This window comes from Pseudomonas sp. NFPP25, from assembly GCF_900116505.1.
Taxonomy (GTDB): Bacteria; Pseudomonadota; Gammaproteobacteria; order Pseudomonadales; family Pseudomonadaceae; genus Aquipseudomonas; species Aquipseudomonas protegens.
The window spans coordinates 664,585-690,563 of record NZ_FPBG01000005.1; the positions used below are offsets into that span (position 1 = coordinate 664,585).

Genomic DNA, 25,979 nt, shown 5'->3' on the forward strand with positions numbered 1-25,979 from the left:
TTCAGGCCCCCAAGAGACTTTGTCCGCAGACCCGCAGGGCCTGCCCGCTGACGGCGCCGCTGCCCGGCTGGCCAAGCCAGGCCACCGCTTCGGCAACGTCCTGGGGCAGGCCGCCCTGGCCCAGGGAACTCATGCGCCTTCCAGCTTCGCGCAGGGCGAAGGGCACCTTGGCGGTCATCTGGGTCTCGATGAAGCCCGGCGCCACGGCATTGATGCTGATATCCCGGGCGTGCAGCAGCGGCGCCCAGGCCTGGGCCAGGCCAATCAGCCCGGCCTTGCTGGCGGCGTAGTTGGTTTGCCCGCGGTTGCCGGCGATGCCGCTGATGGAGGCCAGCAGGATCACCCGGCCATGGTCGTGCAGGCGTGCGCTGTCCAGCAGGGCCTGGGTCAGCACCTGGGGCGCATTGAGGTTCACCGCCAGCACCGCGTCCCAGTATTCCGGGGTCATGTTGGCCAGGGTCTTGTCCCGGGTGATGCCGGCGTTGTGCACCAGGATGTCGATGCCCTCCGGCAGTTGCTCGATCAACTGTGCCGGAGCGTCTTCGGCGCAGATGTCCAGGCAGATGGCGCGGCCGCCGAGACGGGCCGCCAGGGCTTCCAGATCGGCCTTGGCCTGGGGCACGTCCAGCAGCAGGACCTGGGCGCCGTCCCGGGCCAGGGTTTCGGCGATGGCCGCACCAATGCCGCGGGCGGCGCCGGTGACCAGGGCCTTGCGCCCGGCCAGCGGGCGGCTCCAGTCCTGGACCTGGGTCGCGCAGGGCTGCAAGCGGATCACCTGCCCGGAAACGTAGGCGCTCTTGGGCGAGAGAAAGAAGCGCAAGGCGCCTTCCAGCTGTTCTTCCGCTCCGGCTGCCAGATACAGCAATTGCAGGGTGGCGCCGTTGCGCAGTTCCTTGGCCAGGGAGCGGCTGAAGCCTTCCAGGGCGCGCTGGGCGCTGGCGGCGAAGGGCTCGTCAAGGGTTTCCGGGGCACGCCCGAGGATGACCAGGTGGGCGCTGGGCTCGAGGTTTCTCAGCAGTGGCTGGAAGAATTCCCGCAATTGCTTGAGCTGGTCTGTGTGCAGCAGCTCGCTGGCGTCGAACACCACGGCCTTGAGCCTGGGCCCGTGGCCGGGAATCCAGGGGGTGGCCAGGGACGGGTCGGCGCCATAGCTGTAGATGCCATCGGTCAGGCGCGGCGCCAGGGCGGCCACCTGTTGTGCCAGCGCGCCGCCGCCGAGCAACAGCGCACCTTCGATAGGCCGCAGGCGACCGGCTTGCCAGCGCTCCAGGCGTACCGGCGACGGCAGGCCAAGAGCCCCGACCAGGCGCTGGCCGATGGACGAGTTGGCGAAGTCGATATAACGGTCAGACATGGAACGCACTCCGAAGGTTGGGGTTCAAAGTGTGGACCATGAATGGCCCTGGGTCGTTCGATCGGCCAGATCCCTCCTACGCTGGAGGAGGTACCCACCGCAGTCGCACTCACAGAATAGGGAGCTTTCCATGACACAGCTGCGTCGCGTCGCGATTATCGGCGGCAACCGCATCCCCTTCGCCCGTTCCAACGGCCCCTATGCCACCGCCAGCAACCAGGCGATGCTCACCGCCGCCCTGGAGGGCCTGATCGAGCGCTACAACCTGCACGGCCTGCGCCTTGGCGAGGTGGCCGCCGGTGCGGTGCTCAAGCATTCCCGGGACTTCAACCTGACCCGCGAATGCGTCCTCGGCTCGCGGCTTTCGCCCACCACCCCGGCCTACGATATCCAGCAGGCCTGCGGCACGGGCCTGGAAGCGGCGCTGCTGGTGGCCAACAAGATCGCCCTGGGGCAGATCGACTGCGGCATCGCCGGCGGGGTGGATACCACTTCGGATGCGCCGATCGGGGTCAACGAAGGCCTGCGCAAGATCCTGTTGCAGGCCAACCGCGCCAAGAGCACCGGCGACAAGCTCAAGACCCTGCTGCAACTGCGGCCCCATCACCTCAAGCCGGAACTGCCGCGCAATGGCGAGCCGCGCACCGGCTTGTCCATGGGCGAGCACTGCGAGCAGATGGCCAAGACCTGGAACATTGCCCGCGCCGATCAGGATCAACTGGCCCTGGAAAGCCATCAGAAAATGACCGCCGCCTACGCCGAAGGCTGGCAGGACGACCTGATCACTCCCTTCCTCGGCCTGACCCGGGACAACAACCTGCGCCCGGACCTGACCCTGGAAAAGCTCGCCAGCCTCAAGCCGGCCTTCGACCGTAGCGCCAGCGGCACGCTGACGGCGGGCAACTCCACGCCCCTGACCGATGGCGCCTCGCTGGTGCTGTTGGGCAGTGAAGCGTGGGCCAGGGAGCGGGGCCTGCCGGTTCTTGCCTACCTGCGCGACGGCGAGGCCGCGGCGGTGGACTTCGTCAACGGCGCCGAGGGGCTGCTGATGGCCCCGGTATACGCCGTGCCGCGCTTGCTGGCGCGCAATGGCCTGAGCCTGCAGGACTTCGACTACTACGAGATCCACGAAGCCTTCGCCGCCCAGGTGCTGTGCACTCTCAAGGCCTGGGAAGACCCCGAGTACTGCAAGGCCAGGCTGGGCCTGGAGGCACCTCTGGGCAGCGTCGATCGCGCCCGGCTCAACGTCAAAGGCAGTTCCCTGGCGGCAGGGCACCCGTTTGCCGCCACCGGCGGGCGCATCGTCGCCAACCTGGCGAAGCTGCTGAGTGTGGCGGGGCAGGGGCGCGGGCTGATTTCCATCTGTGCCGCGGGCGGCCAGGGTGTGACGGCGATCATCGAGCGCTGAGGTTCGTGGCCTTCCCCGGCACGCAGGCTCCTACACAGAAATGCCGCCCATCCGTAGGAGCCGGCTTGCCGGCGAAGGCGTCTTCAGGTCTTGAAGCGCCGTACCAGGGCGTCCAGCTCATTGGACAGCCCCGCCAGGCTCTGGGAGTCCAGGCGCGCCGAGTTCGCCAGTTCCGCCACCAGTTGCGCATCGCCATGGATCTGGCTGATGTGCCGGTTGATGTCTTCCGCCACCTGATGCTGCTCTTCGGCGGCGGTGGCGATCTGGGTGTTCATGTCGCGGATCACGTCCACCGATTCGCGGATCTGCCCGAAGCTGTTGCGCGCCAGGCCGATGCGGTTCACCGACTGCTGGGACACTTCCAGGCTGGCGTGCATCTGCTGGGTCACGGCGCTGGTGCGTTTGGCCAGGTTGCCCAGCAGCCCGTCGATCTCGGCAGTGGAGTCGGCGGTACGCTTGGCCAGGGCCCGCACCTCGTCGGCCACCACGGCAAAACCGCGACCCTGCTCCCCGGCCCGGGCGGCCTCGATGGCCGCGTTCAGCGCCAGCAGGTTGGTCTGTTCGGCGATCGAGCGGATGGTGCCGAGGATCGACTGGATGTCGGTGCTGTCGCGTTCCAGTTGCTGCATCGACTGCGCCGACTGTTCGATCTCCTGGCTCAGGCGATCGACGCTGTGCACCGCGTCATCGATCTGCTGCTGGCCTTCCCGGGCCTGGCGCTGGCCACTGTCCGCCGACTCGGCGGCCTGGCTGCAGGAGCGGGCCACTTCGTTGGCGGTGGCGACCATTTCGTGGAAGGCGGTGGACACCATGTCCACCGCTTCGCGCTGGCGCCCGGCGGCTTCGGCCATGTCGCTGGAGACCTGGGTCGAACTGTGGGAAGTGGCGAGGATCTTCTGCGCGGCCTGGCCGATGCTCTGGATCAGGTTGCGGATTGCCGCCAGGAACTGGTTGAACCAGTTGGCCAACTGCGCGGTTTCGTCGCTGCCACGGATATTCAGGCTGCGGGTCAGATCGCCTTCGCCTTGGGCAATGCCTTCCAGGCCACTGGCCACGCCGCGGATCGGCCGCACGATGAGGCTGGCGAAACTCGCCCCGAGCACTGCGAACAGCACCGCCAGGATCGCGGCAATACCGGCGATGATCCAGGTCAGCTGGGTGGCCGCGCCCATGACTTCGTTCTGCTTGATCAGGCCGATGAAGGTCCAGCCCAGTTGCTCCGAAGGCCAGACGTTGGCCATGTAGTGCTCACCGCCCAGTTCCACCTGCACCAGGCCCTTGCCGGCCTTGGCCAGTTGCGCGTAACCCTCGCCGAGGCTGCCCAGGGCCTTGAAGTTGTGCTCCGGCTGCTTGGGGTCCACCAGCACCGTGCCGTTGTTTTCCATCAGCATCAGGTAGCCCGATTCGCCCAGCTTGATCTGTTTGACGATCTCGGTGAGCTGCTTGAGCGACACGTCGACTGCGACCACGCCGCCCTGGGGGCCCAACTGGTTGGCCAGCGAGCGCACGGTGCTGACCAGCACCGCATCGTCGCTGGCCCAGTAGTAGGCCTCGGTGCGCAGGGTCTTGCCCGGGTTGGCCTGGGCGGTCTTGTACCAGGGGCGTACGCGGGGGTCGTAGTTGGCCAGCTTCAGGTCGGCGGGCCAGGAGACGTATCCGCCGTTGCTCACGCCATAGGACACATAGGAATAGGCAGGATGGCTGGCGGCCATGGCGGCGAACAGCTCGAAGATTCGTTTGTCCTGCTCGCCTTCCGGGGCCTTCGCGGCATCGGCGCTCATCCAGGTCTTGAGGTTGTCGCCGGCCTGGGTGATCAAGGGTTGAGCGGCCAGGTAATCGATGTTCTGGCTGATGCCTTCGAAGAACAGCTGCATGGCGTTGGCCACTTGGCGGATCTCGCGGCCGCTGCCGTCGACGAAGGTGTTTTCGGCCTCGCTGCGCAGGTTGATCACCACCAGCGTGGCTACCAGCACCACGGGCAGGCTGGCGATGACGGCAAAGGCCCAGGTCAATTTCTGTTTGATGTTCATCCGCGCTCCAGTTTTTTGTAAGACCACGAAGTGCAGGCGACTCGCGGATTTATCGGCAGCTTGAAAGATGACGCTGATTGCATCCCTGGGGTGAAGTCGAGCCCGCGGCGATCGAACCTTGGCCGGTGGCTGACGTCTTTATTGGATTGTCGGACAAACTCCCTGTCTCTCTGAGGGCTTCGGCTGGCGCCGGGCAATATTGAGCCTCAGGCAGAAAAAAACTTCCGCGGGCAGGCCCGCGAAGGGGCTGGCCTGAGTGCCACTGATGGACGGTTGCGGACGCCGTCTCGGCTATGATCCTTGGCGGCGTCGATGGATTGATCTGGCACATTGAGTGCATTGCTGTCGCTCGGTGGTCGGCAGCCCTTTCCCGTCGTGGGAGGATTGCCGTATAACGAGTGACTTTCGCGTGTTTGGTAACAAGGGACCCACAATAAAAGCTGATGAAGACTCCAAAACGCATTGAACCGCTGATCGAAGACGGTCTGGTAGACGAGGTGCTGCGCCCACTCATGAGTGGTAAAGAGGCAGCTGTGTATGTGGTGCGCTGCGGCAACGAGCTACGTTGCGCCAAGGTCTACAAGGAGGCGAACAAACGCAGTTTCCGTCAGGCGGCGGAGTATCAGGAGGGGCGCAAGGTTCGTAACAGCCGTCAGGCGCGGGCCATGGCCAAGGGCTCGAAGTTCGGGCGCAAGGAAACCGAGGACGCCTGGCAGAACGCCGAAGTGGCGGCGTTGTTCCGCCTGGCCAATGCCGGGGTGCGGGTGCCCAAGCCGTTCGACTTCCTCGAAGGTGTGCTGTTGATGGAGTTGGTGGCCGACGAGTACGGCGATGCGGCACCGCGGCTCAACGATGTGGTGCTGGAACCGGACCAGGCCCGTGAATATCACGCCTTCCTGATTTCCCAGATCGTGCTGATGTTGTGTACCGGCCTGGTGCACGGTGACCTTTCCGAGTTCAACGTGCTGCTGACCCCGGATGGCCCGGTGATCATCGACCTGCCCCAGGCGGTGGATGCTGCCGGCAACAACCATGCCTTCAGCATGCTGGAGCGTGACGTCGGCAACATGGCGTCCTATTTCGGGCGTTTTGCCCCGGAACTCAAGGGCACTCGGTATGCCAAGGAAATGTGGGCCCTGTACGAGGCTGGCACCTTGCATCCGGGCAGCGTGCTGACCGGCGAGTTCGACGACCCCGAAGAACTGGCGGATGTCGGCAGCGTGATCCGCGAGATCGAAGCGGCGCGCCTGGACGAGGAGCGTCGCCAGGCAGTACGCGCGGCGGATGATGCGCCGCCGGGCAAATCCGAAGAACCACCGCCTCCGCCCTGGATGCAGTGATGCCATAAAAAAATCCGGCCTTGGCCGGATTTTTCATTCCCGCAAACTACCCGGCCCCTTGGCCCCTTGGCCCCTTGCACCTTGTAGCCGCTGCCGAAGGCTGCGCACGGCCCGAAGGGACGCAGGGATCTTGAGGGCGCCGAGGTCTGGCGGGAGATCGCCAAGCAAGGTCCTGCGGGCCTTTTCGCAGCCTCGTCCAGGGCTCGGCAGCGGCTACATGGGCCAGCAGGTCACAGGCTCAGGATCCGCAGCAACTGCCCGAGGCCAGTTCCTTGAGGATCGGGCAGTCCGGGCGGTGGTCGCCCTGGCAGTGCTCCACCAGGTCCTGCAGGGTGTCGCGCAGCCCTGCCAGCTCGCGGATCTTCTGGTTCAACTCGTCGATATGCTGGCGGGCCAGGGCCTTCACATCGGCGCTGGCCCGCTGCCGGTCCTGCCACAGGGTCAGCAGCTTGCCCACCTCCTCCAGGGAAAACCCCAGGTCCCGGGAGCGCTTGATGAAGGCCAGGCTGTGCAGGTCGTCATCGCCATACAGGCGATAGCCGCTGTCACTGCGATGGGCGGGCTTGAGCAGGCCGATGGACTCGTAGTAACGGATCATCTTGGCGCTCAGGCCGCTCTTTCGGGCTGCTTGGCCGATGTTCATTCGGCGTTCTCCAGGTCTTTGGGTTTCCAGGTTTTCAACAGTAGCGCATTGCTGACCACGCTGACGCTGGACAGCGCCATGGCCGCCCCGGCGAGCACCGGGTTGAGCAGGCCGAAGGCCGCCAGCGGGATGCCGATCAGGTTGTAGACGAAGGCCCAGAACAGGTTCTGGCGAATCTTCGCGTAGGTCTTGCGGCTGATTTCCAGGGCCGCCGGGATCAACCGTGGATCGCCGCGCATCAGGGTGATGCCGGCCGCATGCATGGCCACGTCGGTGCCGCCGCCCATGGCGATGCCGATGTCCGCCGCCGCGAGGGCCGGGGCGTCGTTGATACCATCCCCGACCATGGCCACCACGCTGGTCTTTTTCAGCTCGGCCACCGTGGCCGCCTTGTCCGCCGGCAGCACTTCGGCGTGCACGTCGGTGATGCCCAGGGCATCGGCCACCACCTTGGCGCTGCCGCGGTTGTCGCCGGTCAGCAAATGGCTGCTGATATGCCGTGCATTGAGTTGCTGCACCGCCTGCAGCGCGCCGGGCTTGAGGGTGTCGCCAAAGGCGAACAGGCCCAGCACCCGGGATTGCGGGCTCTGCTCGATCAGCCAGGACAGGGTCCGGCCTTCGTGTTCCCAGTCCCTGGCCGCCTGGGCCAGGTCGCCGGGGTTGAGGCCGCTTTCTTCCAGCAGGCGGCGGTTGCCCAGGGCCAGTTGGCGGCCCTCCAGGGTGCCGGCGATGCCTCGCCCGGTGAGGGACTGGCTGGCGCTGACGTCAGCCACCGGCAGTTGGCGTTCCTGGCACAGGTCCAGCACGGCCTTGGCCAGAGGGTGCTCACTGCCGCGCTGCAGGGCACCGGCCAGTTGCAGCACGCTGTTTTCATCGCCTTCCACCGCCTGCATATGGGCGATGCGCGGGGTGCCGGAGGTCAGGGTGCCGGTCTTGTCGAAGACCACCGAACTGACTTCGTGGGCCCGCTCCAGGGCTTCGGCATCCTTGATCAGGATGCCGTGGCGGGCCGCCACGCCGGTGCCGGCCATGATCGCCGTGGGTGTGGCCAGCCCCAGGGCGCAAGGGCAGGCGATCACCAGCACCGCCACGGCGTTGATCACCGCGGTTTCCAGCGGTGCGCCGTACAGCCACCAGCCCACCAGCGTGATCAGCGCCAGTACCAGGACAGTGGGCACGAACACCTGGCTGACTTTATCCACCAGTTTCTGGATCGGTGCCTTGCCGGCCTGGGCGTCTTCCACCAGGCGAATGATCCGCGCCAGCACGGTTTCCGCCCCCAGGGCCAGGGTGCGCACCAGCAGCCGGCCTTCGCCGTTGATGGCGCCACCGGTGACCTTGTCGCCGGGTTGCTTGGGCACGGGCAGGCTCTCGCCGCTGATCAGCGCTTCATCGGCATGGCTCTGGCCTTCGATGACTTCGCCGTCCACCGGAAAGCGCTCGCCGGGCTTGACCAGCACCAGGTCACCCAGGCGCAAGGCGCTGATCGCGACTTCCTGTTCGCGGCCGTCGATAACCTGGATCGCCCGTTCCGGACGCAGGGCTTCCAGGGCGCGGATGGCACTGGCGGTCTGGCGCTTGGCGCGGCTTTCCAGGTATTTGCCCAGCAGCACCAGGGCGATTACCACCGCCGAGGCCTCGAAGTACAGGTGCGGCATGCTGCCCGCGGCGGCGGTGGCCCATTCGTACAGGCTCAGGCCATAGCCGGCGCTGGTGCCCAGGGCCACCAGCAGGTCCATGTTGCCGCTGCCGGCGCGCACGGCCTTCCAGGCCGCGACATAAAAGCGTGCACCGAAGATGAACTGCACCGGGGTGGCCAGGGCGAACTGGGCCCAGGCCGGAAGCATCCAGTGCAGGCCGAACGGCTGCACCAGCATCGGCAGCACCAGGGGCAGGGCCAGGAGGATGGCCAGCACCAGGCTCCAGCGCTCGCGTCGCAGGTTCTGCTGTTGCTCGTCGCCCTGTTTCTGCTCGGCCTGCCACAGGCTGGCGGAGTAGCCGGCCTGGGTCACGGCATTGACCAGCAGCGCCGGGTCGACCTGGCCCAGCAGTTCGACATGGGCACGCTCGGTGGCCAGGTTGACGCTGGCGCTGCGCACGCCGGGGAGTTTGTTCAAGGCGCGTTCGACTCGCCCGGCGCAGGTGGCGCAGGTCATGCCGCCGATGCTCAGTTCGACGGCTTGCACCGGCACGCTGTAGCCGGCGTTTTCCACGGCTTCCAGCAGGGCCGGCAGGCTGTCTTGCGGTGCTTCGACCCGAGCCTGTTCCGTGGCCAGGTTGACGCTGACCGTGCGAATGCCGGCGACCTTGCCCAGGGCACGCTCTACGCGCCCGGCGCAACTGGCGCAGGTCATGCCGGCAATCGGCAGGTCGAAAGTGGTTGATTCAGGCATGGCGACGCTCCCTGTGAATGTTGCCTACAGGATCAACCTTGCCACGCAGGCAAGGTCAAGGGGGCATTGCACGGGTGCTTCATTTTGTCCCAGGGGCTGCTCGCAGTGCGCGAACAGCAGGCCCCGGGAGCTCGGCAGGGGGCGGGGTGTCAGTATTCCAGGGCGGCGGGCTTGAGGTACATGCCCGAGGCGTTCATGGCGATGCGGAACTTCAGCACATCGCCAGCCCGCAGGCTGATGTCCTGGGAACTCGGGGCAAGCAGCCCGGCATTGCAGCCCGGGGCCTGGCCTGGCAGCAGTTTCAGGCGCAGAGAAACCTTGCCCGGCGGCAGGTTGAACGAGGCGCTTTGTTCCTGGAACAGCCGGCCGGCGAGCTGGTCCTGGATGTACAGGCCGATCTCGCAGGACGTGGCGACTTCCAGCCGCTCCCTGGAAATGATCAGCACGCCGTAGTCCTCTCCGGCGGCCAGCGCCGATGGGGTTGCCGCGAACAGGCCCAGGAGGCCGACGAGGCTGAAAGTTGACCAGCGCATGGCTGAATCTCCCGCTGTGATGTCGTAAGACGTGCAGCTTGGCCGAGCGCGCCGCCGATTTCCAGCCCGGCAGATCAATCCGGAACTTGACCTTGCCACGGTGGCAAGGACAAGACTTGCTCCGACCCAATACAGGAGAAGCGCAATGCAAGTATTCAACGTTCAAGGCATGTCCTGCGGTCACTGTGTGCGTGCCATCACCCAGGCGCTGCAAAGCAAGGACCCGGCGGCCACCGTGCGGGTGGATCTGGCGGCCAAGGAAGTCGGAGTCGAGAGCCGCCTGTCCAGCGATGAGGTGATCAGCCTGATCAGCGAGGAAGGCTACGCGGTCAAGGTTGCCTGAGCCTTTTTATATAGTTAGCGACCTATCGGAATGTTCAAGGCGTCCAAGCGCGGCTAGACTGTGCGACCGCTGACCAACGCTCGTTTGGATGCCATGAACCTCCGCACAATCCTGATTCTCGGCGCTCTGAGCGCTTTCGGCCCGCTGGCCATCGACTTCTACCTGCCGGCCTTCCCCTCGATGGCCCTGGCTTTCGGCACCGATGAAAAACACGTTCAGCTGACCCTGGCCGCCTACTTCCTCGGCCTGTCCATCGGCCAGTTGGCCTATGGCCCGGTGGCCGATCGTTTTGGCCGGCGTCTGCCGCTGCTGGCGGGGGTGGGCCTGTTCACGCTGGCCTCCCTGGCCTGCGCCTATGCGCCGAACCTGGAATGGCTGATCGGCGCACGCTTTGTCCAGGCCCTGGGCGGATGCGCCGGGATGGTGATTTCCCGGGCCGTGGTCAGCGACAAGTGCGATGCGGTGGGTTCGGCCAAGGTCTTCTCCCAACTGATGCTGGTGATGGGCCTGGCCCCGATCCTGGCGCCAATGCTGGGCGGCCTGCTGGTCAACCTCTACGGCTGGCAGTCGATCTTCATCATGCTCACGGTGTTCAGTGCACTGTCCGGGCTGGCAGTGGCCCTGGGCCTGCCGGAAAGCATGCCGGCCACCCGCCCGCGCCTGCCTCTGTCCGGGGCGCTGCGCCAATATGGCCTGCTGCTGTCGGACCGGGTATTTCTCGGCCACGCCTTGACCGGCGGGATCGCCATTGCCGGGATGTTTTCCTACATTGCCGGTTCGCCCTTTGTCTTCATCAAACTCTACGGCGTGCCAGCGGAGCACTTCGGCTGGTTCTTCGGGATCAATGCCGGGGGCTTCATCCTGGTGGCGCAGATCAATGCGCGCCTGCTGGCCAAGCGTGGCCCGGCGTTCCTGCTGGCGCGCACCGTGTGGATCTACCTGGCAGCGGGCCTGACCCTGCTCGGCGTCAGCGCCTTGCACACCAGTGCGCTCTGGCCGCTGCTGCTGCCGCTGTTCGTGTGTATCGCCAGCCTGGGCTGCATCATTCCCAATGCCGCAGCCTGCGCCATGAATGGTCAGGGCGCACGGGCCGGCAGCGCCTCGGCGATGCTCGGTTGCCTGCAATTCAGCGTGGCGGCAGGGGCGGCGTACCTGGTGGGTGTGCTGCATGACGGCAGCGCCATGCCGATGGCCATGGTCATCAGCCTGTGCGGTGTGCTGGCGGTGAGCATGGCGGTCATGACCCGGCGCTTGCAGAATGCCCGGGCGCTGAAGGCTGCCGAGCTCTGAGTCAGCCGGTGGCGCGCTGGCTCTGGGGAATCGGGTGGGGGGCTTGCAGGCGGCTTTGCAGGGTCTGGGTGAAGGCCCGGGCTTCGGCCTCGCTGCGGAACGTCACCACATGCTGGTCGAGCCGTACCTGCCATTGAGAGCCCTGGGGGTGTGCCAATTCTTTTATCAGGATCTTCATTGCTGACCTCCTAACGGTAAAAGACTGCGCTGCAAGGGCCCCCAGTGTAGACCCGAATACGGTCACAAATATGACCGGAATCAACTCTCGGACTGACGGCAGCCAGCACCTTTTACCGGTGCCGGCTGCCGTTCGTTAACGCCTCAGAAACCTTCGAGGACGATCTTGCCGCGAGCCTTGCCACTCTCCAGCAGGGCGTGGGCGCGGCGCAGGTTGGCTGCGTTGATCTGGCCGAAGTGCTCACCCACCGTGGTCTTCAAGGTGCCGGCGTCAATCAGTTCGGCGACCCGGTTGAGCAGCACGTGCTGCTCTTGCATGTCGGCGGTTTCGAACAGCGAACGGGTGTACATGAACTCCCAGTGCAACGACAGGCTCTTGCGCTTGAGCTTGGTCACGTCGAGGCTTTTCGGATCGTCGATCAGCGCCAGTTTGCCCTGGGGTGCCAGGGCTTCCACCAGTTGGTCGAGGTGGGCATCGGTCTGGGTCAGGCTGGCGACGTGGGTCACCTGGCCTGCGCCAATGCGCTGGAGTTCGGCGCTCAGTGGCTGGCTGTGGTCCACCACCGCATGGGCGCCCAGCTCGCGGACCCAGGCCTGGGTCTGTTCGCGGGAGGCACTGCCGATCACCTTGAGGCCGGTGAGCTGACGGGCCAGTTGGGTGAGGATCGAACCGACCCCGCCGGCAGCGCCGACGATCAGCAGGCTCTGGCCTTTGTCAGCCGGCTCCTGGCTGATCTGCAGGCGTTCGAACAGCAGCTCCCAGGCGGTGATCGCGGTCAGCGGCAGGGCGGCGGCCGCGGCGAAGTCCAGGCTCTTGGGCATGTGGCCGACGATCCGTTCATCCACAGTGTGCATCTCACTGTTACCGCCGGCCCGGGCGATGGAGCCGGCGTAGAACACCCGGTCACCGACCTTGAACAGGCTGACGTCGCTGCCCACGGCCTTGACCACCCCGGCCACGTCCCAGCCCAGCACCTTGGCCGCGCCACCTTCGGGCTGGACGTTCTGGCGCACCTTGGTGTCCACCGGGTTGACCGAGATGGCCCTGACTTCCACCAGCAGATCGCGAGGGCCGGCCACGGGCTCGGGCAGCTCGATGTCTTGCAGGGACTTGGGATCGTCGATGGGCAGGGAAGCGTAATAAGCGATGGCTTTCATGTTGAGTTCCTGATGATGAGTAGGGAAAAAAGGCTCAGACAATCAACTGCAGACGCTTGAGCTCGAAGTGCTCGATCGCCTCGCGGGTCTGATGGAGGAAATGCCGGAAGTGCGCGGTGTTGTTGTGAAACTCAAGGGCTGCTTCATCGTCCCAGCGCTCCAGCACGTAGAAGGTGCCCGGTTGCTCGGCATCCTGGTGCAGCTCGTAGTACTGGCAACCGCTTTCCTCGCGGCTGGGCAAGACCAGGGCGCTGAGCTCGCGCTTGAGAACGTCTTGCTGCTGGGGCTTGGCGATCAGGGTGGCAATCGCGGTGAAGGCTTGGGACATGTGGGCTTCCTCAGGTGTTGGGCGATGGAAGGGATGATTGGCTATTTCTCCCGAGGATAAAACCGGCTAAAAGAGCAGGCTCTTTCAATATTTTTTTGATAATCCAGGAAGACCTCATGCTGCGATTCGATGACCTGCAGTTGTTCGTGCGTGCCGCAGACCTGGGCAGCCTGTCGGCGGCGGCCCGGGTCATGGACCTGTCGCCGGCGGTGGCCAGCGCTGCCCTCAAGCGCATCGAGGAACACCTGGGCGCACGGCTGCTGGCCCGTTCCACCCGCAGCCTGCGGCTCACCGCCGAGGGCGAGGGCTTTCTCGAATACGCCCGGGCGGCCTTGAGCAACCTGGATGAAGGCCGGCGCCTGCTGGCCAGCGGTCAGGATCAGGTCAGTGGCGTGTTGCAGCTTTCTGCCCCTTCGGATTTTGGCCGCAATCTGCTGTTGCCCTGGCTCGACGAGTTCCAGCGTGAACATCCCAAGCTCAGCGTGCGCCTGCTGCTGGGGGACCGGATTGCCGACCTGTTCCGCCAGCCGGTGGACATTGCCCTGCGTTACGGCGAACCGGAGGACTCCAGCCTGGTGGCGCTGCCAGTGGCTCCGGACAACCGCCGGGTGCTGTGCGCCGCCCCCAGTTATCTGGTCCGCTACGGCGAGCCGCGCCAGCTGGAGCAACTGGCCCAGCACAACTGCCTGTTGTACATGCTCGACAGCCGGGCTCATGACCTCTGGAGCTTTCATGACGGCAAGCGCGAGGTGAGCCTCACCGTCAGTGGTGACCGCCTGAGCGACGACGCCGATGTGGTGCGGCGCTGGGCCGTGGCCGGTGAGGGGATTGCCTACAAGTCCTGGCTGGATGTGGCCGCCGATGTGCTGGCCGGCCGCCTGCAGATACTGCTGCCGGAACTGCGCTGCGAAGGCGCGTCGCTGAACCTGCTGTGCACCCACCGGGCGCACCTGAGCAAACCGGTGAAACTACTGCGTGACCTGCTCCAGGAGCGTTGCGCGCAGATCAGCGCGCAACGCCCGCGATAGGAGCCGGCTTGCCGGCGAGCCTGGGCACCGTGCCCTCGGCGTCGCTGGTGGACGCGAACAGGTCGCCCTCGGCAATCAGCCCCGGCCTCGATCCCGCACACTCGGGCGGTCAAGCATTCAACCGGGGGAACGGGCATGGGCATACAGGAATACAGCGCCGCAGAGCGCCTGGAACGGCTACCCATCAGCGGTTATCACCGGGTGATCTTCATCATCATCGCCCTGGCGTTTTTCTTCGACTCTATGGACCTGGCGATGATGACTTTCCTCCTCGGCTCGATCAAAACCGAGTTTGGCCTGAGTTCGGCCCAGGCCGGCCTGCTGGCCAGCTCCAGTTTCTTCGGCATGGTGCTGGGCGCCTCGCTGTCGGGCATGCTTGCCGACCGCTATGGGCGCAAGCCGGTGTTCCAGTGGAGCATCGTGCTCTGGGGCGTGGCCAGTTACCTGTGTTCCACCGCCCAGAGCGTGGACAGCCTGACCCTGTTCCGGGTGCTGCTGGGGATCGGCATGGGCATGGAGTTTCCCATCGCCCAGTCGATGCTCTCGGAGATGATTCCGGCCCAGCGTCGCGGGCGCTACATCGCCCTGATGGACGGCTTCTGGCCCCTGGGTTTCGTCGCCGCGGGGGTGCTCTCGTATTTCCTCCTGCCGCTGATCGGCTGGCGTGACATCTTCCTGGTGCTGGCAGTACCGGCGGTGTTCGTGCTGGTGATCCGCTTCTTCATTCCCGAGTCACCGCGCTGGCTGGAACAGGCCGGGCGCCACGCCGATGCGAATCGGGTGCTGTGTGGCATCGAAGACAAGGTGCGCGCTTCCCTGGGCACAGCGCAATTGCCGGATCCGCTGCGCCTGCCGCGTATCGACAGTGCGCCGGGGCACTTTTTCTCGGCACTGAAGCAGATCTGGTCGCCGCTCTATCGCCAGCGCACGATGATGATCTGGAGCCTGTGGTTCTTCGCCCTGCTGGGCTTCTACGGCCTGACGTCCTGGCTCAGCGCCTTGCTCCAGCAGTCCGGTTTCGCGGTGACCCAGTCGGTGTACTACACGGTGCTGATTTCCCTGGGCGGGATTCCCGGGTTCCTCATGGCGGCCTGGCTGGTGGAGCGCTGGGGGCGCAAGCCGGTGTGCATCGTGACCTTGCTCGGCGGCGGGGTCATGGCCTTCTTCTACGGGCAGAGTGCGGTCTTTGGCGGCAACGTCAGCCTGCTGATCGGCACCGGGCTGCTGATGCAGTTCTTCCTGTTCGGCATGTGGGCGGTGCTCTACACCTATACCCCCGAGTTGTACCCGACGTCGGCCCGGGCCACGGGCTCGGGGTTCGCTTCGGCGGTGGGGCGCATCGGTTCGCTGTTGGGGCCGCTGGTGACCGGGCTGGTGTTTCCGTTGACCGGGCAGGGCGGCGTATTCGCCCTGGGGGCGGCGTGCTTCGTGATTGCCGCGGGGGTGGTCTGGCTGTTCGGGATGGAAACCCGGGGCAAGACCCTGGAGGAGTTGAGCGAGGCGGGGAGCTGATAGAGACGGGGGGGACCTGTTCGCCGGCCAGCCGGCTCCTACAGATTCGTGTAGGAGCCGGCTGGCCGGCGAAGGCCGTTACGGCTTGACCAGCCGTGCATCCAGGCTGTTCTGCGCCAGGCGCCGGGCCTGGTCCTGGGTCATGCCCAGGTCGGTGTGCAGGGCGTGGAAGTTCTCGGTGACGTAGCCGCCGAAGTAGGCCGGGTCATCGGAGTTGACCGTGACCTTCACCCCGCGCTCGAGCATTTGCAGGATGTTGTGCTGGGACATGTGGTCGAACACGCAGAGCTTGGTGTTGGACAGCGGGCACACAGTCAGCGGGATCTGCTCGTCGATGATCCGCTGCATCAGCCGCTCGTCTTCGAAGGCACGTACACCGTGGTCGATGCGCTGGATCTTCAACAGGTCCAGGGCTTCCCAGATGTACTCCGGCGGGCCTTCTTCACCGGCGTGGGCGACGGTCAGGAAGCCTTCGCTGCGCGCGCGGTCGAATACCCGCTGGAACTTGCTCGGCGGGTGGCCCATTTCCGAACTGTCCAGGCCCACGGCGACGAATGCATCGCGAAACGGCAGCGCCTGGTCGAGGGTCTTCTGCGCCTCTTCTTCGCTCAAGTGGCGCAGGAAACTGAGGATCAGGCCGCTGGTGATGCCCAGTTGCTGCTCGCCATCTTTGAGTGCGCTGGCGATGCCGTTGAGCACCACTTCGAACGGCACGCCACGGTCGGTGTGGGTCTGCGGGTCGAAGAAGGGTTCGGTGTGGATCACGTTCTGTTCTTTGCAGCGCAGCAGGTAGGCCCAGGTCAGGTCGTAGAAGTCCTGGGAGGTGCGCAGCACGTCGGCGCCCTGGTAGTACAGGTCGAGGAATTCCTGCAGGTTGTTGAAGGCGTAGGCCTTGCGCAGGGTCTCGACGTCGCTCCAGGGCAGGGCGATCTTGTTGCGTTCGGCCAGGGCGAACAGCAGTTCCGGTTCCAGGGAACCTTCCAGGTGCAGGTGCAACTCGGCCTTGGGCAAGGCGTTCAGCCAGTCATACATGGTGTCGTCTCATCAGGTGCAGGCGGGCGCTGCGAGAGTGATGCGCTGCCGGGGCCGTGCCCTTCTGTGGGGAACTGGCTGTGGCTTGCGGCTTTCGCCAGGTTTTCACCGGGCCCGAAAAAGCCGCCATTCTACATCTGGCGGCGCAAATGTTCGGCAAAACCTGACCGGGGGGGCGGTCAGGCCTGCTCCAGCTCCCGGCGGTAGGCGTAGGTATCGGCAAAGCGCGAGAGCAGGAATTGGGCGCAGGTGGTCACCGGGTACTTGGCCGGGTGCTCCGCGTCCTGGCAGCCGGGCAGGCATTCGATGCGGGTATCCGGGTGCGGCTCGGCGAAGAACGGCATCGAGTAGCGGTCCACCCCCAGCGGGCTGATGACCCGGTGCGGGGTCGACAGGTAACGGTCGTTGCTCCAGCGCGCCATCATGTCGCCGAGGTTGACCACGAAGCTGCCGTCGATGGGCGGGGCGTCGATCCACTGGCCCTTGACGTTGCGCACCTGCAAGCCGCCAGCGGCGTCCTGGTAGAGCAGGGTGATGCAGCCGTAGTCGGTGTGGGCGCCGGCGCCTTGCTGCTCTGCGCTGCTGGCGGTGTGGCGCGGCGGATAGTGGATCATCCGCAGCACGCTCACCGGGTCCTGGAAGCGGCGGTCGAAGAAATCACGTTCGATGCCCAGGGCCAGGGTCATGGCCCGCAGCAGGGTCTGGGCCAGGGCCTGCATGTCCTGGTAGTGCTGCTCCATCAGGGCTTGCCAGCCGGGCAGGTCAGGGTGGCGGTTGGGCCCGCGCAGGGGTTTTTCCGCCAGCACGTCCGGGTGCTCGGCCGGCAGGTGCAGGCCCATGTCGAAGGTTTCCTTGAGGTCGCTGGGCTTGCTTGGGTCCAGCTGCTCGGTGGCGATGGCGCCGTAGCCGCGATGGTGACGGCTCTGGGTGATATCGATCTTGAGTTTTTCAACACTGGGCAGGGCGAAGAACTGCTTGGCCGTGCTCAGCAATTGCTCGATGCGTTGTGCGCTGATCGGGTGACCCTTGATGTAGAAGAAGCCCCATTCGCGACAGGCGCGGTCGATCTGCTTGGCGACACTGTCCCAGCCTTGCTGCTCATCCTGATACAGCGGGCTGATATCGATGATCGGCAGTTGATTCATGAAAGTGCTCCCATCCTGTTGGCGGTCCGTCGTCGCTGGCGGATGCTCCGACAGCGACGGCCAGATTATTTGGGGATGTCCGCCTTCAGGCCTTCGACGTAGTAGTTCATCGAGGCCAGTTCGGCATTGCTGGCGCTGACCCCCGCGGCGATTTTTTCGACCCCGGCCTGGTCCTTGATCGGGCCGGTGAACGGGTGGAACTCGCCGCTCTTGATGCTGGCGATGATCTGTTCGGCCTCGGTTTTCACCGGGGCCGGCAGCAGGTCGCTGAGGGGCAGTTCAACCGTACCCTCTTTCAGCCCACCCCAGTAGTCCTGGGGTTTCCAACTGTGGTCCATCACCCCCTGGGTGGCCTGGATGTAGTGCGGGCCCCAGTTGTTGACGATGGAGGTCAGCACCGCCTTGGGGCCGAAGTGGGCCATGTCCGAGGCATAGCCCACCGCGTACACGCCACGCCGTTCCGCGGCCTGGATCGGCGCCGGGCTGTCGGTGTGCTGGAAGATCACGTCGGCGCCCTGATCGATCAGGGCATTGGCGGCGTCGGCTTCCTTGCCCGGATCGAACCAGGAGTTGACCCACACCACCTTGATCTCGGTGCCCGGGTTGTATTTGTTCAAGGCCAGCTGGATGGCGTTGATGTCGCGGATCACCTCCGGAATGGGGAAGGAGGCGACGTAGCCGATCTTCTTGCTCTTGGTCATCTTCGCCGCGAGGAAACCACCCACATAGCGGCCCTCGTAGGTGCGCGCCAGGTAGGTGCCGAGGTTCTTGTCCTGCTTGTAGCCGGTGGCGTGTTCGAAGGTCACCTTGGGGAACTGCCTGGCAACCTTCAGCGTGGGGTTCATGTAGCCGAAGGAGGTGGTGAAGATCAGGTCGTAGTTGTCCTTGGCCATGTTGCGGATCACCCGCTCGGCGTCGGCGCCTTCGGCTACGTTCTCCACGTAGTTGGTCTTGATCTGGTCGCCGAATTTTTCCACCAGGGCCTTGCGCCCCTGTTCATGCTGATAGGTCCAGCCGTGATCGCCTATGGGGCCGATGTAGACGAAACCGACCTTCAGCGGATCGGCGGCGCTGGCGGTAAGGCTGGCACTCAGGCCGATGGCGGCGGCCAGGGTGCAGAGCAACTTGTGCAACGGGCGTGTATGCATGAATGGGAGCTCCATCTTGTTGTGGGGGGCTGGGGCGGCAAGCACTGGAGGGCAATGCAAATAGCTGACCAACAGGACAACAAAGATGGCCGTTGCGCCGGCGAGGCGGTTTCTACGGGGGCTTTGGGGCGCGCTTTTCGCTGGCAAGCCAGCTTCTACGGGGCTGGAATGCAGGAGGCTGCTTGCCGGCGAAGGGCTTTTCAAGAACCAACCCGGTGCGCGGCGCCTGGGGCTGGTGCACTAACATGTAACGAAACGTTAGTGACTTGGTGCAGTCTTTCAGTCATCTCCTGTACTCGTTTTTATTCCCGTCAAAGGACTGCAATGCTCAATTCCCTCAAGCAAGAAAAGTTTCTACTGCTTGCGCTGCTGGCCGCCGTGGCTGCCTATCCGCTTGAACACCTGTTGCTGGGCAGTGGCCAGGGCATCGCCCTGAGCGCCGGGCTGGTGCTGATCGGCTTTATCGTCATGGCTTCGATGCGCGTCGCCCACCACGCTGAACTGCTGGCGGAAAAGGTCGGCGACCCCTACGGCACCATGATCCTGACCCTGGCCGCGGTGCTGGTGGAAGTGGTGATCCTGGCGATCATGATGAGCAACGAAGCCTCGCCGACCCTGGTGCGCGACACCATCTACTCGGCGGTGATGCTGGACATCAACGGCATCCTCGGCCTGGCCGCACTGATGGGCGGCATCAAGCATGGCGAGCAGCCCTACAACGACGACTCGGCGCGTACCTACAGCGTGATGATCCTCACCGCCATGGGCGTGTCGATGGTGGTGCCGGAGTTCATCCCCGAGGCCGACTGGAAGGTCTACTCGGCCTTCACCATCGGCGCCATGGTGGTGCTCTATACCCTGTTCCTGCGCATGCAGGTCGGGCCGCACAGCTATTTCTTCAGCTACAGCTACCCGGAAAAACGCCGCAATAAAGAGGTCCAGGAACAGCCCCATGCCATCAACCTGGCCTGGAGCATCGGCATCCTGGTGTTCGGGGTGGTGGTAATCGGCGCCCTGGCCGAGGTGATGTCCAAGACCCTGGACCTGGGCCTGGAAGGCACGGGCGCACCGCCGGTGATCACGGCGATCCTGGTGGCGGCGATTTCCGCCGCGCCGGAAATCCTGACCGCCCTGCGCGCCGCCCTGGCCAACCGCATGCAGTCGGTGGTCAACGTGGCCCTGGGCGCTTCCCTGTCGACGGTGATCCTCACGGTGCCGGTGATGGAGGCCATGGCCTTGTACACCGGCCAGCCCTTCCAGATGGCCATGACCCCGGTGCAGACGGTGATGGTGTTCATCACCCTGATCGTCAGCGCGATCAACCTCAACGACGGTGAAACCAATGCCATAGAAGGCATGACTCACTTCGTGCTGTTTGCGACCTTCATCATGCTGTCGCTGCTCGGTCTTTAAAGGGGTTGCGCCGACTGGATAGCGCAGCGAAAGCTGACCCCGGGGGCATTCCAGGCCGCGAGTGCGCCCCAACGCCAACGGCGGACGGTGCTGGCCGAAGGAGAAAAGGTCGGGTCGTTGGCAAACTTGTTGTTGGCGCCCCGTTGCGCTCGATAAATGCCTGTTTCAGGCCCTTGCGGGTTCTCCACGGGAGATTCGCGGTAGTAGTGTTTGTCGTACCAGTCGTTGACCCATTCACTGGCATTGCCGGTGAGGTTGTAGAGGCCCAGCGGGTTAGGCACAAACCTGTCCACGGCGAAGGTTTCGTTGTCGTCAGGCGCCGGAAAGTTGCGGCCATAGTCCAGATTGCCGTTGTCGGTCGCGAACATCACCGGCTGGCCACGGTTGCGCGCCGCATATTCCCATTGGGCCTCGGTCGGAAGATCCACGGCATAGCCGCTGAGGTCTGCCAGCCAGCCACAGTAATCCTTGGCCTCTTGCCATTTTCGAGACGCCGGGGCGGGCAGGTTTTCCTGGTAGAGGTGTTTCATGTCGGCGCGGTTGCGCAGTGCCGCGTCGAATTGCGGCCGGCCTTGCGCCAGGAAGAACAGATCGAAATCGCCCAAGGTGGTTTGCAGCGAGGACAGGTAGTAGCTGCTCAACTTGACCGGGTGAACGAAGTCGTCATCGATGTCGAGGCTGATCCGTTCCATGTTTGCCGGGTCCACGCCACAGGGCCATTGGCACAAGGCCTGTGGGTCGAAGCCACGGGGCCAGCCGAAATCCCCCATCTGGAATTCGCCCCCTTCAATCAGCACCATGTTGTCCATCGAACGCACGACGGTGTTGAGCACCGCATCGCGGACTTGCGGGGACAGGTCCGGGTATCTGCGGCTGATGGTCGAAGCAATGTCTGCAACTTTTTCAGGTGACAGCACTTTGCTGGCGGGGCCTGCAACCTCCTGTTTCCCACAGCCCGAAATCAGCAGCGCGACGCAGAGCGCCAGTCCGTGCTTTTGTTTCACGTAATGTCCCTATAACGGTTCGGATGAGGGCGGCAAACTAACATGTTTCCTCCCTCTGATACCGTTCAACGCACAGGCGAGGGATACGCTCCCTCGCCGTGGGCGCCAAAGATCAGGTGCCGGCGATCAGTTGCCGGGCCGCCTGGCTGTGATCGGCGATCAGGTTTTTCAGATCCAGCCCTTCGACCTGGCCATCAATCACCCGCCACTTGCCGCCAATCATGACCCGGTCCGCTCGATCCGCGGCGCACAACAGCAGCGCTGAAACCGGATCATGGCTACCCGAGAAACGCAGTTCATCGAGCTTGAACAACGCCAGGTCTGCCTGCTTGCCTACCGCCAGTTCGCCGATGTCGGTACGGCCCAACAGGCTTGCCGACCCCTGGGTCGCCCAGCCCAGTACACGCTCCGGGGTGATCTTTTCGGCCCCGTAACGCAGGCGCTGGATGTACAGCGCCTGACGCGCTTCGAGGATCATGTTCGAGGCGTCATTGGACGCCGAACCGTCCACGCCCAAGCCGAACAGCGCCCCTGCATCGGTTAGCTCGATGCTGGGGCAGATGCCGGACGCCAGGCGCATGTTCGAACTCGGGCAATGGCAGATGCCGGTACCGGCCTGGCCGAGGCGGGCGATCTCATCCGGGTTGAAGTGGATGCCGTGGGCCAGCCAGGTGCGCGGACCGAGCCAGCCGACGCTGTCCAGATAATCCACCGTGCGCAGGCCGAAACGCTGCAGGCAGAAGTCTTCTTCGTCGAGGGTCTCGGCCAGGTGAGTGTGCAGGCGCACATCGAGCCCGTTGGCCAGTTCGGCGCTGGCCGACATGATTTCCGGGGTCACCGAGAACGGCGAGCACGGTGCCAGGGCGATCTGGATCTGCGCACCGTCGCCACGCTCGTGGTACTGCTGGATCAGGCGCTGACTGTCGTCGAGAATCACCTGGCCTTCCTGCACGGTCTGTTGCGGTGGCAGGCCGCCGTCCTTTTCGCCAAGGCTCATCGAGCCGCGGGTGAGCATGGCGCGCATGCCCAGTTCACGCACGGTTTCGACTTGCACGTCGATGGCGTTTTCCAGGCCGTCCGGGAACAGATAGTGATGGTCGGCGGCGGTGGTGCAGCCGGAGAGCAGCAGTTCGGCCAGTGCCACTTTGGTCGCCAGGGCGAGCTTTTCCGGGGTCAGCCGGGCCCAGACCGGGTACAGGGTCTTGAGCCAGGGAAACAGCGGCTGGTTGACCACCGGCGCCCAGGCGCGGGTCAGGGTTTGATAGAAGTGATGGTGGGTGTTGATCAGGCCCGGCAGCAGCACGTGCTCGCGGGCATCGAAGACCTGCTGGCAGGGGCTTGCAGGTTGCTGGCCGAGGCCCAGCACTTCAACGATCAGGCCGTCTTGCAGCACCAGGCCGCCACGGGCGTCGAGGGCATTGCCGGTGAAGATGGCCAGGGGATTTTTTAACCAGGTACGGATCGCAGGCATGGTTGCCGGCTCCTCTGAAAGTGGGTTCAGGTTAGCCAGCTCAGTGATGCCCTGTCTGCTGATCCAGGGTCGCCGCAAGGGGCGAGGTGCGCAGTCTAGCGAAAGATTTGCCGGGGGACAAAACTTGCATTTTGCCCCCCGTTCCAGAGCCTTCGCTGGCCTGTGCAAGGGCTGCCCGGGGCAGCCGCGGCCTTACCAGGGGATGGTTTCGCCTTTGTAGTTGACGAAGTGATGACCGCCCTTGCCGGTGTAGGCATTGACCTGGGCGATCAGCCCGCGGGTGCTGGTCTGCACATCGATATCGGCGCCTTCGCCGCCCATGTCGGTCTTCACCCAGCCCGGGTGCAGCGAAAGCACGGTGAGCTTCTGCCCCAACTGGGTCACGAAGCTGTTGGTCATGGAGTTCAGCGCGGCCTTGCTGGCCTTGTACAGGGCCAGCTCCGGCGCGTCGGGCATGGTCACGCTGCCCAGCACCGAACTCATGAACGCCAGCACGCCGCTGTCCTTGCGGATCTGCCCGACGAAGCGCTGGGCCAGGTTGATCGGCGCCACGGCGTTGGTGAAGAACAGCTGGCCGACTTCGGCCAGGGTCGCCTGCCCCGGCAACTGGTTGTCCGGGCCCTTGACCCCGGCGTTGACGAACAGCAGGTCGAACACCTGGTCCTTGAGCTTCTGGCTCAGGGCGATCACCGCTTGCTGATCGTCCATGTCCAGTTGCTCGATCTGCACCTTGCCCAGGGCTTGCAGCGCCTCGGCCTTGTGCGGGTTGCGCACGGTGGCGGTGACCTGCCAGCCGTCTTCCAGCAGGCGCTGGACCAGGCCGAGGCCCAGGCCCCGGGAGGCGCCGATGATCAGTGCGGTTTTTGCCGTGGACATGATGAGGTTCCTTGATAAATGAGGATCACGGATTCAATGGACAGGCTTGCCCCAGTCGCAGTTGCAGCACGGGGCGCAACTGGCCCGGTTCTCCGATGTGCAAGCATGGGGCTCGAAAGGGCTGACCCTGAAGCATACTCCAGGCTTTGGCCTGCGCGCTCCTTGAATCGATGGAGCGACATCTATGTGGACCACGCCCTGGCCCACGCAGCCACGGCATTGATCGGGGTGATCCTGTTCTTCGAGCTGGCCTGGTGCGTGGCCCAGTTGCTGCCGGTGCGAGCGGCTGTCGGTAAGGCCCCGGCAGCCATCTAGTGTCCCGACTGCCACGGCTGGCCGAGGGACACCGGTGCATACAGCCGGGTGCGCAAGGCATCCCGGGATAGCAGCACCAGCACCAGGATGGTCGCGGCATAGGGCAGCATCGCCAGCAGGTTGGAAGGAATCGCCAGGCCCAGGCCCTGGGCCACCAGGTGCAGGATGCTCGCCAGGCCGAACAGGTAGGCGCCGAGTAGCAGCCGCCACACCCGCCAGCTGGCGAACACCACCAGCGCCAGGGCGATCCAGCCGCGTCCGGCGCTCATGTTCTCGGCCCACATCGGGGTATAGGCCAGGGACAGGTAGGCCCCGGCCAGCCCCGCCATGGCGCCGCCGAACAGCACCGCGAGCGCGCGCACCCGCAACACCGGAAGCCCCATGGCGCTGGCGGCGTCGGGGTTCTCGCCGACAGCCTGAATGATCAGCCCGACCCGGCTTTTGAGCACCACCCAGGCCACCAGGGCGAACAGGGTGAAGGACAGGTACACCAGCAAATCCTGGGCGAACAGCATGCGGCCGATCAGCGGGATTTCGCTCAGCAGCGGCAGCGCCAGCGGTTCGAAGCCGGCCAGGGGCTTGCCGACCCAGGCCGCGCCGACAAAGCTCGACAGGCCGACCCCGAAGATCGTCAGCGCCAGCCCGGTAGCCACCTGGTTGGCGGTGAACACCAGGGCCACCAGGGCGAACAGCGCCGCCAGCAGCATTCCGGCGGCCATCGCCAGCAGCACCCCGAGCCACAAATGGCCGCTGTTGAGGGCGACGATAAAACCTATCACCGCGCCGAACAGCATCATGCCTTCCTGCCCCAGGTTGAGGACGCCGCTCTTTTCACAGATCAGTTCCCCCAGGGCCACCAGCAGCAGGGGGGTGCCGCAGCGGACCATGGCGTAGAGAATATTGCTCAGCAGATCGATATCCATCACAGGGCTCCGGCGGTAGCAGTGGCGCTGGCGTTGCGGCGCATCCAACGCAGGTTCAGGCGCGGGCGATAGAGAATCAGCACGTCGCTGGCCAGGAGGAAGAACAGCATCATTCCCTGGAACAGCTGGGTGATGGCCTGGGGCAGGTTGAGGCTCATCTGCGCGCTCTCGCCACCGATGTATAGCAACGCCATCAGCAGGCTGGAAAACACAATGCCGATGGGGTTCAGGCGGCCGAGAAAAGCCACGGTAATGGCCGCGTAGCCGTAGCCGGGAGACACCTGGGGCACCAGTTGGCCGATGGGGCCGGCGACTTCGCAGACCCCGGCCAGCCCTGCCAGCGCACCGCTGGTCAACAGCGCCAGCCAGACCAGGCGCTTCTGGCGAAAGCCGACGAAGCCGGCGGCACGCTGGTCCAGGCCGAGCACCCTGATCTGGAAGCCGACAAAGCTTTTCTGCAGCAGCACCCAGACCGCCACCAGGGCCAGCAGGGCGAAGTACACCCCGGCGTGGACCCGGCCGTCTTCCATCAGCAGCGGCAGGCGGCTGGCGTCGCCGAACATCGCCGACTCGGGAAAGTTGAACCCGGCGGGGTCCTTCAACGGGCCATGCACGCAGTACAACAACAGGTTCAGGGCGATGTAGTTGAGCATGATGCTGGTGAGGATTTCATTGGCGTTGAAGCGGGTGCGCAACCAGGCGGTGAGCCCGGCCCAGGCAGCCCCGGCCAGGGTTCCGGCAAGCAGGATCAGCACCAGCGCCCAGCGGCTTTGCAGTTCGATGAGATTGACCGCCAGGGCGCTGCCGACCAGGGCCCCGAGCAGCAATTGGCCCTCGGCGCCGATGTTCCACACCCGCGCCTGGTAGGCCACCGCCAGGCCCAGGGCACAGAGCAGGATAGGTAGCGCCTTGACCAGCAGTTCGGACACACCATACAAGTCGCTGACCGGGGCGATCAGCAGGGTGTGCAAGGTCAGCCAGGGGTCATGCCCCAGGGTCATGAACAGCAGGGAACCGCAGCCCAGGGTCAGCAGCGCCGCCAGCAGTGGCGAGCACCAGAGCATCAGCCGCGACTGGCGGCCACGGGGTTCGAGTGAAAGCAGCATGGACAGCTC

The 25,979-nt window shown here is 64.9% G+C and carries 24 protein-coding genes; 8 read left to right on the forward strand and 16 right to left on the reverse strand.

The window, feature by feature from the left end:
* Window position 1: 1 nt before the first annotated feature.
* Entirely contained in the window at window positions 2-1,354 is a 1,353-nt protein-coding gene (locus tag BM382_RS22925) for a 3-oxoacyl-ACP reductase (protein WP_072443997.1), read from the reverse strand.
* Window positions 1,355-1,484: 130 nt separating this feature from the next.
* On the opposite strand from BM382_RS22925, the gene BM382_RS22930 reads away from it, so the two are divergent.
* Window positions 1,485-2,762, forward strand: coding sequence for an acetyl-CoA C-acetyltransferase (locus tag BM382_RS22930; protein ID WP_072443999.1), 1,278 nt, complete (start codon window positions 1,485-1,487; stop codon window positions 2,760-2,762).
* An 83-nt stretch (window positions 2,763-2,845) separates the two neighbouring features.
* Here the strand turns inward: BM382_RS22930 and BM382_RS22935 are convergent, their stop codons facing one another.
* Window positions 2,846-4,792: a methyl-accepting chemotaxis protein gene (locus tag BM382_RS22935; RefSeq protein ID WP_011059076.1), complete on the reverse strand. Its 1,947-nt coding sequence runs from the start codon at window positions 4,790-4,792 to the stop codon at window positions 2,846-2,848.
* Between the two features lie 443 nt (window positions 4,793-5,235).
* Between BM382_RS22935 and BM382_RS22940 the strand changes: the two genes are divergently transcribed.
* On the forward strand, window positions 5,236-6,132 hold the full coding sequence (locus BM382_RS22940) for a PA4780 family RIO1-like protein kinase (RefSeq protein WP_011059077.1): 897 nt from the start codon (window positions 5,236-5,238) through the stop codon (window positions 6,130-6,132).
* A 238-nt stretch (window positions 6,133-6,370) separates the two neighbouring features.
* On the opposite strand, the gene cueR is transcribed toward BM382_RS22940, so the two are convergent.
* From cueR to BM382_RS22955, 3 genes are all read right to left on the reverse strand, one after another.
* Window positions 6,371-6,775 carry a Cu(I)-responsive transcriptional regulator gene (gene cueR, locus BM382_RS22945; RefSeq protein ID WP_011059078.1) on the reverse strand — a complete coding sequence of 135 codons (405 nt, stop codon included), beginning with the start codon at window positions 6,773-6,775 and terminating at the stop codon, window positions 6,371-6,373.
* Window positions 6,772-9,168: a heavy metal translocating P-type ATPase gene (locus BM382_RS22950; RefSeq protein WP_072444001.1), complete on the reverse strand. Its 2,397-nt coding sequence runs from the start codon at window positions 9,166-9,168 to the stop codon at window positions 6,772-6,774. The genes cueR and BM382_RS22950 overlap by 4 nt, the downstream gene beginning before the upstream one ends.
* A 149-nt stretch (window positions 9,169-9,317) precedes the next feature.
* Window positions 9,318-9,701 (reverse strand): hypothetical protein, encoded by a 384-nt coding sequence (locus tag BM382_RS22955; RefSeq protein ID WP_011059080.1) that lies wholly within the window; start codon window positions 9,699-9,701, stop codon window positions 9,318-9,320.
* 145 nt (window positions 9,702-9,846) lie between these two features.
* Between BM382_RS22955 and BM382_RS22960 the strand changes: the two genes are divergently transcribed.
* A complete protein-coding gene (locus BM382_RS22960) occupies window positions 9,847-10,044 on the forward strand; it encodes a heavy-metal-associated domain-containing protein (protein ID WP_011059081.1) in 198 nt (65 codons plus the stop codon).
* Between the two features lie 93 nt (window positions 10,045-10,137).
* Window positions 10,138-11,334, forward strand: a complete 1,197-nt coding sequence (locus tag BM382_RS22965) for a multidrug effflux MFS transporter (RefSeq protein WP_011059082.1) — start codon at window positions 10,138-10,140, stop codon at window positions 11,332-11,334.
* 1 nt (window position 11,335) lies between these two features.
* On the opposite strand, the gene BM382_RS31910 is transcribed toward BM382_RS22965, so the two are convergent.
* From BM382_RS31910 to BM382_RS22975, 3 genes are all read right to left on the reverse strand, one after another.
* Complete coding sequence (locus BM382_RS31910) at window positions 11,336-11,512, reverse strand: hypothetical protein (protein WP_015634024.1); 177 nt, start codon at window positions 11,510-11,512, stop codon at window positions 11,336-11,338.
* A 143-nt stretch (window positions 11,513-11,655) separates the two neighbouring features.
* Window positions 11,656-12,669, reverse strand: a complete 1,014-nt coding sequence (locus BM382_RS22970) for a zinc-binding alcohol dehydrogenase family protein (protein ID WP_072444003.1) — start codon at window positions 12,667-12,669, stop codon at window positions 11,656-11,658.
* 34 nt (window positions 12,670-12,703) lie between these two features.
* Window positions 12,704-12,997: a putative quinol monooxygenase gene (locus tag BM382_RS22975; RefSeq protein ID WP_011059085.1), complete on the reverse strand. Its 294-nt coding sequence runs from the start codon at window positions 12,995-12,997 to the stop codon at window positions 12,704-12,706.
* A gap of 116 nt (window positions 12,998-13,113) precedes the next feature.
* On the opposite strand from BM382_RS22975, the gene BM382_RS22980 reads away from it, so the two are divergent.
* Both BM382_RS22980 and BM382_RS22985 read left to right on the forward strand, forming a co-directional pair.
* On the forward strand, window positions 13,114-14,025 hold the full coding sequence (locus BM382_RS22980; protein WP_065364934.1) for a LysR family transcriptional regulator: 912 nt from the start codon (window positions 13,114-13,116) through the stop codon (window positions 14,023-14,025).
* A 135-nt stretch (window positions 14,026-14,160) separates the two neighbouring features.
* Entirely contained in the window at window positions 14,161-15,537 is a 1,377-nt protein-coding gene (locus BM382_RS22985) for an MFS transporter (protein WP_072444005.1), read from the forward strand.
* Window positions 15,538-15,615: 78 nt separating this feature from the next.
* Here BM382_RS22985 and BM382_RS22990 read toward each other — a convergent pair whose 3' ends face one another.
* The 3 genes from BM382_RS22990 to BM382_RS23000 all read right to left on the reverse strand — a co-directional run bounded on the left by BM382_RS22990 (window position 15,616) and on the right by BM382_RS23000 (window position 18,862).
* Window positions 15,616-16,569, reverse strand: coding sequence for an adenosine deaminase (locus BM382_RS22990; protein WP_011059088.1), 954 nt, complete (start codon window positions 16,567-16,569; stop codon window positions 15,616-15,618).
* A gap of 179 nt (window positions 16,570-16,748) precedes the next feature.
* Entirely contained in the window at window positions 16,749-17,714 is a 966-nt protein-coding gene (locus tag BM382_RS22995) for a 2-oxoglutarate and iron-dependent oxygenase domain-containing protein (RefSeq protein ID WP_072444007.1), read from the reverse strand.
* 65 nt (window positions 17,715-17,779) lie between these two features.
* Window positions 17,780-18,862 (reverse strand): BMP family ABC transporter substrate-binding protein, encoded by a 1,083-nt coding sequence (locus tag BM382_RS23000; protein ID WP_011059090.1) that lies wholly within the window; start codon window positions 18,860-18,862, stop codon window positions 17,780-17,782.
* A 324-nt stretch (window positions 18,863-19,186) separates the two neighbouring features.
* Between BM382_RS23000 and BM382_RS23005 the strand changes: the two genes are divergently transcribed.
* Window positions 19,187-20,275: a calcium:cation antiporter gene (locus BM382_RS23005; protein ID WP_072444009.1), complete on the forward strand. Its 1,089-nt coding sequence runs from the start codon at window positions 19,187-19,189 to the stop codon at window positions 20,273-20,275.
* On the opposite strand, the gene BM382_RS23010 is transcribed toward BM382_RS23005, so the two are convergent.
* From BM382_RS23010 to BM382_RS23020, 3 genes are all read right to left on the reverse strand, one after another.
* Window positions 20,272-21,192: a formylglycine-generating enzyme family protein gene (locus BM382_RS23010; protein WP_019095709.1), complete on the reverse strand. Its 921-nt coding sequence runs from the start codon at window positions 21,190-21,192 to the stop codon at window positions 20,272-20,274. The two genes, BM382_RS23005 and BM382_RS23010, sit on opposite strands and share 4 nt — an antisense overlap.
* Before the next feature lie 199 nt (window positions 21,193-21,391).
* Complete coding sequence (locus BM382_RS23015; protein WP_011059093.1) at window positions 21,392-22,750, reverse strand: 8-oxoguanine deaminase; 1,359 nt, start codon at window positions 22,748-22,750, stop codon at window positions 21,392-21,394.
* Window positions 22,751-22,942: 192 nt separating this feature from the next.
* Window positions 22,943-23,626, reverse strand: coding sequence for an SDR family oxidoreductase (locus tag BM382_RS23020; protein ID WP_011059094.1), 684 nt, complete (start codon window positions 23,624-23,626; stop codon window positions 22,943-22,945).
* A gap of 162 nt (window positions 23,627-23,788) precedes the next feature.
* On the opposite strand from BM382_RS23020, the gene BM382_RS31915 reads away from it, so the two are divergent.
* Window positions 23,789-23,941: a hypothetical protein gene (locus tag BM382_RS31915; RefSeq protein ID WP_170866339.1), complete on the forward strand. Its 153-nt coding sequence runs from the start codon at window positions 23,789-23,791 to the stop codon at window positions 23,939-23,941.
* Here the strand turns inward: BM382_RS31915 and BM382_RS23025 are convergent.
* Window positions 23,938-24,864: an ABC transporter permease gene (locus BM382_RS23025; protein WP_072444011.1), complete on the reverse strand. Its 927-nt coding sequence runs from the start codon at window positions 24,862-24,864 to the stop codon at window positions 23,938-23,940. The two genes, BM382_RS31915 and BM382_RS23025, sit on opposite strands and share 4 nt — an antisense overlap.
* Window positions 24,864-25,970 (reverse strand): ABC transporter permease, encoded by a 1,107-nt coding sequence (locus BM382_RS23030; protein ID WP_053156213.1) that lies wholly within the window; start codon window positions 25,968-25,970, stop codon window positions 24,864-24,866. Before BM382_RS23030 ends, BM382_RS23025 begins: the two co-directional genes overlap by 1 nt.
* Window positions 25,971-25,979 lie beyond the last annotated feature (9 nt).